This is a genomic window from Myxococcus eversor, from assembly GCF_010894455.1.
GTDB classification, from domain to species: domain Bacteria; phylum Myxococcota; class Myxococcia; order Myxococcales; family Myxococcaceae; genus Myxococcus; species Myxococcus eversor.
Genome location: NZ_JAAIXY010000011.1, coordinates 21414 through 33020 on the forward strand (window position 1 = coordinate 21414; position 11607 = coordinate 33020).

General features: G+C 68.0%; 8 protein-coding genes and 1 tRNA gene. 7 read left to right on the forward strand and 2 right to left on the reverse strand.

All coding sequences use genetic code 11. From position 1 onward, the window contains the following. The first annotated feature begins 74 nt into the window (after positions 1 to 74). From G4D83_RS22685 to G4D83_RS22700, 4 genes are all read left to right on the forward strand, one after another. Entirely contained in the window at positions 75 to 1697 is a 1623-nt protein-coding gene (locus G4D83_RS22685; protein ID WP_163866901.1) for an Hsp70 family protein, read from the forward strand. Between the two features lie 6 nt (positions 1698 to 1703). Then, a complete protein-coding gene (locus tag G4D83_RS22690; RefSeq protein ID WP_163866902.1) occupies positions 1704 to 2129 on the forward strand; it encodes an SCP2 sterol-binding domain-containing protein in 426 nt (141 codons plus the stop codon). Between the two features lie 16 nt (positions 2130 to 2145). After that, entirely contained in the window at positions 2146 to 2415 is a 270-nt protein-coding gene (locus tag G4D83_RS22695) for a hypothetical protein (RefSeq protein WP_163866903.1), read from the forward strand. Positions 2416 to 2489: 74 nt separating this feature from the next. After that, positions 2490 to 2561, forward strand: a tRNA-Val gene (locus tag G4D83_RS22700). A gap of 141 nt (positions 2562 to 2702) precedes the next feature. Here G4D83_RS22700 and G4D83_RS22705 read toward each other — a convergent pair. After that, positions 2703 to 3689, reverse strand: a complete 987-nt coding sequence (locus G4D83_RS22705; protein ID WP_163866904.1) for a TerC family protein — start codon at positions 3687 to 3689, stop codon at positions 2703 to 2705. Between the two features lie 352 nt (positions 3690 to 4041). Here G4D83_RS22705 and G4D83_RS22710 point away from each other — a divergent pair, with 352 nt between their 5' ends. Beyond that, on the forward strand, positions 4042 to 5079 hold the full coding sequence (locus G4D83_RS22710) for a carbohydrate-binding protein (protein WP_163866905.1): 1038 nt from the start codon (positions 4042 to 4044) through the stop codon (positions 5077 to 5079). Positions 5080 to 5319: 240 nt separating this feature from the next. Continuing rightward, positions 5320 to 6936, forward strand: a complete 1617-nt coding sequence (locus G4D83_RS22715; RefSeq protein WP_163866906.1) for a Rieske 2Fe-2S domain-containing protein — start codon at positions 5320 to 5322, stop codon at positions 6934 to 6936. 1 nt (position 6937) lies between these two features. On the opposite strand, the gene G4D83_RS22720 is transcribed toward G4D83_RS22715, so the two are convergent. Continuing rightward, complete coding sequence (locus G4D83_RS22720; protein ID WP_163866907.1) at positions 6938 to 10102, reverse strand: LamG domain-containing protein; 3165 nt, start codon at positions 10100 to 10102, stop codon at positions 6938 to 6940. 181 nt (positions 10103 to 10283) lie between these two features. Here G4D83_RS22720 and G4D83_RS46920 point away from each other — a divergent pair, with 181 nt between their 5' ends. After that, the gene (locus G4D83_RS46920) at positions 10284 to 11558 is read left to right on the forward strand and encodes an ankyrin repeat domain-containing protein (RefSeq protein ID WP_275902389.1); all 1275 of its coding nucleotides are present in this window, start codon (positions 10284 to 10286) and stop codon (positions 11556 to 11558) included. Positions 11559 to 11607: the final 49 nt, after the last annotated feature.

Consider the following 11607-nt stretch of genomic DNA (forward strand, 5'->3'; position numbering starts at 1 on the left):
CGCGCGCGCGAAGTCGCGACGTGATACAGAGTGGGACGAGGGCGTGCGTCTTGTGACCCGCGCCTGTGAACTTCATGGCGGACAGACCTCGCATCGTCGGGATTGACCTGGGCACCACCAACACGCTGGTGGCGTCCGTGCGCAACCGCATCCCGAAGATTGTCCCCACGGATCGCGGCAATCTCATCCTCCCCTCCGTCGTCGCCCTGTCGTCCAAGGGCGACCTGCTGGTGGGAGGCGTGGCCAAGGACCAGATGGTCACCAACCCCCGCAATACGCTGTGGGGGACCAAGCGGCTCATCGGACGGAAGTACCATTCCAAATCCGTGGAAGACCTCCGCGGTGCCTTCCCGTACGACATCGTCGAGGGCCCCGGTGGCGACGCCGCGGTGATGATGGGCGGCAAGCTCTACTCGCTGCCCCAGGTCTCCAGCTTCGTGCTGTCCCAGCTGAAGACCATCGCCGAGCAGTTCCTGGGCGGCCCCATCGACGCGGCCGTCATCTCCGTCCCGGCCTACTACAACGACAACCAGCGCCAGGCGGTGAAGGAGGCGGGCCGGCTGGCCGGCTTCGACGTCAAGCGCATCGTCAACGAGCCGACGGCGGCGGCGCTGGCCTACGGCTTCAACCGGGGCCTGGACCAGAAGATCCTCGTCTATGACCTGGGCGGCGGCACCTTCGACGTGTCCGTGCTGCACCTGTCCGGCAACGTCTTCGAGGTGCTCGCCACGGGTGGCGACTCCTTCCTGGGTGGCGCGGACTTCGACAACCGCATCATGGAGTACGTGCTGGAGCGGTTCCGCGAGGAGGCGAAGATCGACCTCGCCGAGAACACCATCGCGCTCCAGCGCATCAAGAACGCCGCCGAGGCGGCGAAGATCGACCTGACGCTCATCCCCAACGTCGTCATCGACCTGCCCTTCATCGACGAGCGCAAGGGCAAGCCGTTGGACCTGCGCATCCCGCTGACGCGCGAGTTCCTCAACAGCCTCACCGGCGACCTGGTGGACCGGACGTTCGAAATCTGTGATCGCGTCCTGGCGGAGAAGGGCATCGCCCGCTCGGAGATCGACGAGATCATCCTCGTCGGCGGACAGAGCCGGATGCCGCTGGTGCAGCAGAAGATCCAGGCGCACTTCGGCAAGCCGCCCCGCAAGGGCGTGCACCCCGACGAGTGCGTGGCCCTGGGCGCGGCGCTCTTGGGCGACTCGCTGGGCAGCATCGACGCGGTGACGCTGCTGGACGCGCTGTCCATGCCCATCGGCTACGCGCTGCCCAACGGCCGCGTGAAGCGCATCATCGAGAAGAACTCGCTCATCCCCATGGTGAAGAGCTTCCGCCTGCCTCCGCCCAAGGAGCCGAGCGCGCAGTTCATCGAGCTGGACATCTTCCAGGGTGACAGCGACCTGATGGTGGACAACGAGTACCTGGGCACCGTGCGTGTTCCTTCCGCCGCCGCCGGGCGGAAGATCGACTTCCGCCTCACCGAGGAGTGTCTGCTCCAGGTGGAGGTTGAAGAGGCCAGCGGCGTGCCGCGGAAGGTGGACCTGGCCACGCGAGACACCCCGGAGCAGCTCAAGAAGGCGCTCCAGGAGGTCGTCATCAAGCGCGAGAATCAGCCGGTGGCCAGCTCCAGCGGCACCAGCGATGACCGGGGCCTCTTCTCCAGCATCAAGAGCATCTTCCGGAGAGGGTAGTTGGTCATGGCGAAGTTCCCGTCGAAGGAGTGGCTGGACGAAGCGGTCCGGCTCACGAACGAAGATCCCGAGTGCGCCGTGGCCGGCCGAGGCTGGAAGGGCGACTTCGGGGCCATCATCGACGCCGAGCCCGGAAAGCTGGCGAAGTCGTTCGTCATCCACGTCGTCCCCGGTGACTGCCGCATCGAGAAGGCGCGCGTGCTCGCGGACCCGGATGACCTGGACGAACTGGAGCCGGTGTACCTGGCGCGTGCGCCGTACACCGTCTGGAAGCAGCTGCTCCTGGGCACGTTGGATCCGGTGGAGGCGGTGCTCAAGCGCCGCATCTCCATGAAGGGCGACCTGCAGCCGCTCATCGAGCGCATGAAGTACAAGGGCATCGCGGACCGCGTCTTCGCGAAGCTGCAGACGCAGTTCGTCGACGAGCCGTAAGGCCGGGGGGACAATCATGGGTATCCGCGACGACTTGAAGAAGCAGGCGTTGGAGCTCTCCAGCAAGGCGGTGGAGAAGCTGATGGCCGACGAGAAGCGGGCCATGGCCATCGCCAACGCCATTGGCAAGGCTCAGCGCGGGAAGCAGGCGCTGGACAAGGGCCAGGAGGGCCTGATGAAGGCGTTCCACTTCGCGCCGCGCAGCGAGTTCAAGGCCGTGGGCAAGCAGCTCTCCGGCCTCAAGCGTCGACTGCGTGAACTGGAAGAAAAGCTGGATGGCTTGTAGTTGAAATTGCGTTGACACCCACGGGGGCAGATGGCATTTACCCCCTCGTCGCGTCTCGGTCGCACACGAAGCGCGGGCGCATAGCTCAGTGGTAGAGCACTGCCTTCACACGGCAGGGGTCGCAGGTTCAAGCCCTGCTGCGCCCAACAGAAGAGGCCGTGAATCCAAGGGGAAACCCAAGGGTTCACGGCCTCTTCGCTTTTCGGCTCAGGCAGTGCCGGAGGTCTCTTCGGAGCGTCGGTTCGGCGCGCCTGGAGGCGACTCCCAGGCGCGCCGCGAGGCGGGCTTCAGCTCTCCGACGGCTTGGCGAGCGGCTCGGCGCCGGGCGCCACGGGCGCGTGCGGCGGCGTGTGTCGCGACTTGATGAGCGACGCGATGATGCTGGCCCCCAGCAGGCCGGCGATGACGCCCAGGGACACCGCGGGGTGGATCTTCACGAAGTCGATGATGGCCATCTTCGTGCCCACGAAGATGAGCACGCCCGCCAGGCCCACCTTCAGGTAGCTGAACTTCTCCACCGCGCCGGCCAGGAGGAAGAACAGCGAGCGCAGGCCGAGGATGGCGAAGATGTTGGACGTGAAGACGATGAATGGATCCCGCGTGACGGCGAAGATTGCGGGGATGGAGTCGAGCGCGAAGAGGATGTCCGACGCCTCCACCAGGATGAGCGCCATGAGCAGCGGCGTGGCCAGCTTGCGGCCGTTCTCCATGGTGAAGAAGTGGTGCCCGTCGAAGCGCGTGGTGGAGGGGATGCTCTTGCGGGCCATCCTCATCATCCACCCGTCCTCCGGATGGTCCTCCTTGTTGCGCTGGAAGAAGAGCTTCAGGCCCGTGAGGATGAGGAACGCGCCGAAGACGTAGATGAGCCAGTGGAAGCGCTCCAGCATGGCCACGCCGGCGAAGATCATGATGGCCCGCAGCACCAGCGCGCTGAGGATGCCCCAGAAGAGCACCCGGTGCTGGTACAGCGCGGGGATGCGCAGCGCGGAGAAGATGACGACGAAGACGAAGATGTTGTCGACGGAGAGCGACTTCTCGATGAGGTAGCCGGTGAGGAACTCCACCGCCGGACCTCCGCCGAACTTCCACCACAGCCCCGCGTTGAACACGAGCGCCAGGCTGATCCACACCGAGCTCCAGCCCAGGGCCTCCTTGAAGCCGACCGCGTGGGCCTTCCGGTGGAAGACGCCCAGGTCCAGGGCGAGCATGGCGATGACGAAGGCAATGAAGCCGCCCCACAGGACGGGACTGCCGACGGTTTGTAAGGGTTCCATAGGTGGATTTCAGATAAGAGCGCCCACTCTCTTCGACAAATAGGGATTACGGCTGCTCTCCATCCAGAAAACCGAAGTGAAGCCGCGGGAGCGGATGGAGGCCTGTCCCGGGAGGGGCCAGCCCGAGGGGGGCTGGTGCGGGCGACACTGGCTGGGGAAGGGTTGCGGGACGTGGTGGGTTTCGGCCCGTCCGGTTGGAACTCGACAGTCACCGGGCCACTGAGACCAACCAGGCGTCGGCGCTCGGAGGCATTCCTGGCCTCCGGGGCGGTGGGCGCGGCGAGGGCTCGCAGGGCGATCGGCGTCCGCGGCTCCTGTCACTCGAGTGGCCCCTCGAAGAAGGACCGCCTTTTTGACCCGGAACCGTCTTCTCTCCTCGATTTGCGGGGCGCTGTTGGCCCTGACCGCCACGGGCTGTGGCGCGGACTCCTCTGGCACGACGTCTCCCGGTGGCACCGAGCCGCCTTCCGAGCAGCCCCAGGTCCCCACGCCGGTGCCAACGCCAGACCCGACGCCCACGCCGGTGCCGACTCCCACGCCTGACCCCACGCCGGTGCCGACGCCAGACCCGACGCCCACGCCCACGCCGGACCCCACGCCCACTCCCGAGCAGCCGGGCGTCGACAAGTTTGGCGTGACGATGCTCCATCCCTCCAAGTCAGGGGGCGAGGCCTGGGCGCTGGCGGACAACCCCACCTCCGACTCGCGGTTCGATCCGCAGGGCACCATCACCCGCAACGCGGATGGCTCCTGGAAGATGAAGAGCGGTCAGGTGCGCATGGGCGTCAGCACGTCGACGGGGTACTCGGCGGCGAAGATTCCCACCTATGACAGGGATGTGCTGGCGAGCCGGGGCTACATGCAGGCGGCCAATGACTGGCGCAACGTGGAGATGACGGGCTTCGTGAAGCTCAACTCCGCGTCGGACGGCTCCGACAACTTCGACTGGTACGCGCGCGGCGGCAAGCACAACGACAGCAGCTCCGGCTGCGAGGGCAGCAGCTACAAGGGTGGCTTGCACTACGACGGCCGCGCGCGCTGGCAGAAGGAGACGTGGCACGTGTCCTACGAGCAGGCGCCGTACAAGCCGGCCACGTCCCCGTTGAAGGGCCGCTGGGTGGGCTTCAAGGCGGTGATGCGCAACACCCCCGTGAGCGGCAAGGAAGCCGTGAAGCTGGAGCTGTACGTCAACGAGAACGCGGACAAGGTGACGTGGAAGAAGGTCCACGACATGGTCGACGCGGGGGACTGGGGCGGTGACGCGCAGCACTGCGGCGGAACTGTCGGTGCCATGCCGATTACGTGGGGCGGCCCCATCGCCACGTTCCGCTGGGACAACGCGGAGGACGTGGACTTCAAGTGGCTGACCGTTCGTGAAATCCAGCCGTAGTCGGGGCTGAGTCGCGGACCGTGTGTGCCGGGGCGCGGAGGGCAGAGGCCTTCCGCGCCCTTTTTCGTGCGCCGGGCGCGGGCTCGTGTCGCCACGCGAACGAGGAGGGGGACTCCGAGGCAGGTGGCCGGAGTGTCCGGGAGCGCGCAGCCTTCTTCGCACCCCTGCGGGAGCGGGAGGCACATCCGAGCATGTGGGCGCGGCGCGTCGCTGGCCTGCTTCGGGCGAAGGGCGGCGTTGATGCGAATCACCTTCCTGGGCCATGCGGGTTTCGCGGTGGAGACCGAGCGGAGCGTCGTCGTCATGGACCCGTGGCTCACCGAGCGGGGAGCCTTCGACTCGGCGTGGATGCAGCTTCCGCGCAACCACCACGTGGCCCCGCGCGTGCGGGAGCTGCTGGAGACGCCGGGCCGGGAGCGCTTCCTCTACGTCAGCCACGAGCACAAGGACCACTTCGACCCGGAGTTCCTGGCCACGCTCCAGCGGCGCGACTTCACGGTGGTGATTCCGCGCTTCCTGCGCTCGGAGCTGCAGGACATCTTCGCGAAGTACGGCTGCAAGCGCGTCATCGCCTGCGAGGACGGACGCGAGGTCCCCTTCAAGGGCGGCTACCTCAAGCTCTTCGTGTCGGAGCAGGGCACCAACCGGGACTCGGCCATCATGGTGCGAGGAGACGGCCAGTGCTTCATCAACCTCAACGACTGCAAGCTGCATGACCGCCTGGCGCGCATCACCGAGGAAGAGGGGCCCATCGACATCTTCACGGCCCAGTTCTCCGGCGCCATCTGGCACCCCACCTGTTACGAGTACTCGCCGGAGACCTACGCGGCCATCTCCCTGAAGAAGCGGGAGAGCAAGTTCGAGGCGGTGGCGCGGGCGCTGGAGGTGGTGAAGCCGCGGGCATACCTCGCGTCAGCGGGGCCCGCGTGTTTCCTGGACCCGTCCCTGTTCCACCTCAACTTCGAGAAGGTGAACATCTTCCCCAACGCGACCACGCTGTTCCGCTTCCTGGAGCAGCGCCTGCCGGGGGCCGCGTCGAAGTACCTGGAGCCGATGCCGGGAGACGTGCTGGACGTGGGCTCGCTGGACTTCGTCTCGCTCGAGGCGGAGCGGGTGACGGCGGAGGGCATGGAGGCGTACCTCCGGACGTACGCGGCGGACATGGCGCCGCTGTTCCGGGAGCGGCGCCGCAACATGCTGCGCGCGGAGGCGGATGAGATTCATGCGCGGCTGCGCGTGGAGCTGCAACGCAAGCTGGACCTTTTGGACCTGCACGAGCGCGTGGGCATGCCGCTGTACGTGGAGCTGACGGAGCTTCCAGAGCGGCTGCTGCGGGTGGACTTCAAGGGCCGGCGCGTGGACGAAGTCACGGAGGTCCGCGAGACGACGCGCTACGCGATGAAGGTGTCCGCGGCTGACATCGTTCGGGTGTTGGACCGGAAGCTGACGTGGGAGGACTTCCTGCTGTCCTTCCGGTTGCGGCTGAGCCGGTCTCCGGACGTCTACGAGCCCATCCTCCACGGCTTCCTGGGCGTGGAGATTGAAGACATGCGCGCCTTCTGCGAGGGCGTGCGCTCCACGGAGTCCCAGCGCGAGCGGACCGTGGTGACGGTGGGACAGAAGCGCTTCTCCGTGCAGCGCTTCTGTCCGCACCAGGGCGCGGACCTGGCGGAAGGCTGGGTGGAGGAGGGGCGCTACCTCGTCTGCCCTCGCCACCGCTGGCAGTTTGATCTGGAAGACGGTGGGCGCTGCCCGGTGAACGGCTCCACGCTCTGCGCGGAGCCTGTCACCGATACCGTGCCCGAGGAGACGGAGAAGCCCTCCGCCCCCGCGACGGTCATCGAGCCACGCGCGTAGCTCAGGGCTCGAAGCCCGCGCCACCGTTCCACAGGCGCTGGCTCTCGGCCTCGGTCAGCACGCGCTTCCAGTAGCCGACGGCATCCAGCGTGCCGTGCAGGTGGGCGTCCTCGCAGGTGTTGTGGGCGCCCAGGTTCAGATCGCCGGATGTCACCTGGACGCCCGTGGACCAGGGGGCGGACACCACCGTCCCACGGTCCGCCGTCGTCCCCACGCGCAGGTGGATGCTTCCCGCGAGCGCGTCGTGCCAGGCCTCCAGGAAGTAGAACGTGTCCAGGCTCACGGGCGCGGGGTGGATGACGCCGCCCAGCTCTCCAGGGCCCGCGTCTCCGGTGCTCGACACCTGGAATTCGAAGTGCTGAAGCGCGGCGTTGTACCAGACGCGGTACTCGCGTCCGCCGGCCTCGTTGTTCCATTTACCGACGAGGGTCTGGTTGTCGTAGAACGAAGACATCCGCATCCAGCCCGCCCACGTGAAGCTGCCTCGGCCGTGGCTCATGGTGGAGACGTTGGGTCGCCAGAAGTGGTAGCCGTTGGGGCCGTTGATCTGCTGTCCCATGCCCTGGATGGCGGGCACGCGCGTGATTCCGACCGCGTCCTCGGGGAAGGGGCCCACATCCATGCCGCTCGCCGCGTCGACGCGGTCCTCGGTGCCCGTCTCCTCCAGCTTGAAGAACATCACCGCGGACTCGGCCAGCGAGGTCGCCGGGTCCACGGGGACGCGGACGCACGAGGTCAACCCGTACTTGGCCGCGAGGTAGTCCTCGATGGCCTCCCGCTCCGAGGGCGCAAGCGCGCGGTGGTAGACGATGACCTCCGAGATGAGCCCCGCGAACGGATCTCTGGACTGGTCGCTCTGGGCGCCGTCGCTCGCGCCCAGCGTGGACCTCCCGTAGGCGTAGGCGTTCGTCGTGGCGGTGGAGGAGCCCTTCGCGGCGCAGTTGACGAACAGCCGGCTGTTGCTGGATTGAGCCACCGCGCTCAGCACGCGGAGCGCTCCGTCGTGAGCCGTCGTAGGGGAGGACAGGTACAGGCCGCTGCCGTTCGAGTTGGCCTTCACCGTGGGCTTCCCTCCGACGAAGGCCAGGGCGCCGCCGTAGGTGGTGAGGAAGCCCGCGGAGGAGGAGCCGGTGCCCAGCACGTGGCCCTCGGTGTCGTTCGTCTGGAGCACGGCGAAGACGGTGACGGGGAAGTCGCCAGTGGCGAAGGTATTGGCGGTCAGGTCGAGCCGGTCATTGGCGCCGTCGAACTCGACGGCCGAGTGGCCCGCGAGGGCGGAGCGTCGCAGCACGGGCTGGAGGGCAGGGGCAGCCTGGGTGGCATGGTTCGTCTGGCCGGAGGTGTCCGGCCACAGGCCCACCGTCGCGCCATTCGCCCCCTGCAGGTCATCCGCGCGCAGCCACAGCGCGCGTCCGCTGGTGATGACGGCCTCGTCGGCGCAGGTGCTGTTGTCACCTCCGCACACGCCGCATGCATCGATGACGGCGCCGCTGCCTGGCACGCCATCACAGCCCGGAGGAAGGGAGAGGCCCACGCCATACTTCGCGCCGAGGTATTGCTCGATGTGGAGCCGCTCGAACTCGCTGAGCGCGCGCTGGTAGACGATGACCTCGGCCAGCTCACCGGCGAAGGGGTCCTGGGACGCGGAGGTGTTGCCGCCGTCGCTGGCGCCGAGCGTGGACTTTCCATAGGCGTACGCTCCGAGCGCCGTATACGACAGCCCCGCGACCTGCCCATTGACGAACAGGCTGCTGGGGCCTCCGTGTGCCACGGCGGAGAGCACGCGGGGCTGTCCATCGTGGATGACGGGGCCTTGGAGGAGCAGGCCCGCGCTGTTCGAGTTGGCCTTGAGCGTGGGCTTCCCGGCCGCCAGGGCAAGGCCTCCACCGTAGGTGGTGAGGAAGCCCGCGGATGAGGAGCCCGTCCCCACCAGATGGGCGTTCGCGTCGGTGGTCCGGAGCACCGCGAAGACGGTGAGGGGAAACTGACCGGGCGCGAAGACATTCGTGGTCAGGTCGAGTCGGTCATTGACCCCGTCGAACTGGAGCACCGCGTGGCCGGAGAGCTGGTTCCGCCTCACCACGGGGCGGGCACCGGCGACGCCCTGGAGGGCGTGGTTGCCCAGTCCGGAGGCATCCCGCCAGCTCGCCACGGCCGAGCCCTCCGTCCCGTCCAGGTCATCCGCGCGCAGCCACAGGGCGCGACCGCTGGCGATGACGGCTTCGTCGGCGCAGGTGCTGTTGTCACCTCCGCACACGCCACACGCATCGACGATGGCGTGACTGCCTGGCACGCCGTCACAACCCGGGGGCAGGGTGATGGTGAGCTGATACTGGCTCCCCAGGCACAGCTCCAAGGCGTTGCGCTCCGCGTCGCCCAGCACTCTGTCATAGACGAGCAGCTCCGCCAGTCGACCCGCGAAGGCATCGCGCGAGGCGTTGCTGCTGGCACCGTCGCTGGCGCCCAACGTGGCCTTGCCATAGGCGTAGGTGTTGAGTGCCGCGCTCGACGCGCCCATGGCCTGTCCATTGACGAAGAGGGTGGTGCTCCCGCCTTGCAGGACGGTGGAGAGGAGCCGTGGCTGCCCGTCCGCGATGGAGCCGGGGCTGCTCAGCAGAAGGCCGCTGCCATTCGAGTTGGCCTTCACCGTGGGCTGGCCCGCGACCAGCGTGACGCCCTTGCCGTAGGTGGTCAGGAACCCCGCGCTGGACGAGCCGGTGCCCGCCAGGTGGGCCTGCGTGTCATTCGTCTGGACCACCGCGAGCACCGTGAGCGGCGCGTTGCCGGCGAAGAGATTGTGGGTCAGGTCCAGCCGGTCATCGACGCCGTCGAACTCGATGGCGGCCCGCCCGCCAATCGCGCCGTGACGCACCACGGGTCGCAGGCCCGCCGCCGTCTGGACGGCATGAAGGCCTTGTCCGGAGATATCCGCCCAGCTCGCCAGCGGGGCTCCCTCCGCATGGGTGAGCTGACCGGCGCTGAGCCACAAGCGCAGTCCCACGGTCGGGGGCCCGCACTCACTCGACTCCGTGGAGACCCGCGGAGTCGCGAGCGATTCGGCGGTGCGTCCGGAGTCCGAGCAGGACCACCAGACCGGACTCAGGAGCAGCACGGCGGCCAGGCATCCGGAGACCGGCGTCACACCGAAGGACAAGAAAGGGCGCATGGCCCGATGCTAGCCTTTCTTTCCAGAAAACAGGAATTCCATGTTCGGGAGGGCTCGCAAGGGATGTCTGTCTATGTCTCGGAATGGAGCCGGGGATTCGCGGAAGCCGGCGGAATTCTCAAGGGCCCAGGCTGAAGAATGCGGAGACCTGGCGCTGTGTGGGCGATACCTTCGGGCCGACATGTCTCGTGCCCCTCAGCCCCCGAAGAAAGTGGACGTCACCCGATTGATGAAGAAGGTGGACGCGCTGCTCGATGAGTCACCGCCTCGATTGGATGACGCGATTCCCCTCCTGCGCCAGGTGCTGGAGGCGGAGCCGGAGCGGCTGATGGCGCTGCATTCGCTGAGCTGGGCGCTGGATGCCTCGCGCCGCGCGGCCCCTCATCACTGGGAGCGGGAGCTGAAGGCGGAGCACTGGAAGGCCAGGGACCGCATCCTCGAGCTGACGCGAGGCACCCGCCCCGGAGGAAAGTTGAGTGATGCCCAGCGGGCGCGCTCCCTGGCCCTGAGCCTCTGGGCGGAGGAGGTCATCCTCGGCGCTCCCACGGACGCCCGACTCGACGCCGTGGAGGCCGCGCTGGAGGAGGCGGAGGGACTTCGCCCGCTGCCCGACCACGGCCGCGCCCGTCGGGGGCTCGAGGCCTGGCGCGCCGTGCGACAGGGCCCCGGGAAGGAGGGCTACCCGGTGCTGCTCGCCCAGGTGGAGGCGTCGCCCGAGCAGGGCTTCCTCGACGTGGAGGACGACGGCCCGGAGTGCTTCAGCGGCCTGCAGGGCGCATTCTCCGACGAGGGTTTCGTGGCGTGGCTGCGGAAGCAGAAGCCAGCGGCGCGTCCCAAGGGGAAGAAGGCCAAGGCACTCGACGCTGGAGTCCTGCTCGCGGCGGGACAGGACACCGCCCCGTTCTTCGGCCCGGGTTTCGGAGGAGGGCGGGTGGGCCGGGTGCTGGCCTTGCGTGCGCTGGGGGCGGACCTGGAGGCCCGGAACGATGATGAACGAGGGCTGCTCCACCTGGCCGCCATGGTGGATGACGCGCTGCTGGTGAAAACGCTGCTCGACCTGGGGCTCTCCACCTCGGAGGTCGACGGCGAGTCAGCCACGCCGCTGCACCTGGCCGCCGACCACGGCGCGGTCTCCTGCATTCCCGTGCTCGTCGAGGGTGGCGCCCTCATCGATGCGCTCGACGAGAATGGCCGGACTGCTCTCTTCAACGCGCAGTCACCAGACGTGGTGCAGGCACTGCTCGACGCGGGCGCCGACCCCAACGCGGGCGACGGCTGGACGCCGCTGCATCAGCACGTGTGCTTCAAGGAGCGGGGCCCGGTCATCGAGGTCCTCCTTCGCGCCGGCGCGGACGTCACCCGGAAGGACGCGGGGAACAAGACCCCGGCCGAGGAGGCGCTGAGCCACGAGAACCCGCACCTCGCCGAACTGCTGGGCTGGCGACGGGGAACCTGACGGTGGAAGGGGGGTCTTCCCAACGCGGGGCGGAGGACCTGCTCGTGGT

Excerpts from the sequence above, each read along its gene's own strand:
- G4D83_RS22685 (WP_163866901.1), top strand. The coding sequence starts at position 75 with ATGGCGGACAGACCTCGCATCGTCGGGATTGACCTGGGCACCACCAAC.
- G4D83_RS22690 (WP_163866902.1), top strand. The coding sequence starts at position 1,704 with ATGGCGAAGTTCCCGTCGAAGGAGTGGCTGGACGAAGCGGTCCGGCTC.
- G4D83_RS22695 (WP_163866903.1), top strand. The coding sequence starts at position 2,146 with ATGGGTATCCGCGACGACTTGAAGAAGCAGGCGTTGGAGCTCTCCAGC.
- G4D83_RS22705 (WP_163866904.1), bottom strand. The coding sequence starts at position 3,689 with ATGGAACCCTTACAAACCGTCGGCAGTCCCGTCCTGTGGGGCGGCTTC.
- G4D83_RS22715 (WP_163866906.1), top strand. The coding sequence starts at position 5,320 with ATGCGAATCACCTTCCTGGGCCATGCGGGTTTCGCGGTGGAGACCGAG.
- G4D83_RS22720 (WP_163866907.1), bottom strand. The coding sequence starts at position 10,102 with ATGCGCCCTTTCTTGTCCTTCGGTGTGACGCCGGTCTCCGGATGCCTG.
- G4D83_RS46920 (WP_275902389.1), top strand. The coding sequence starts at position 10,284 with ATGTCTCGTGCCCCTCAGCCCCCGAAGAAAGTGGACGTCACCCGATTG.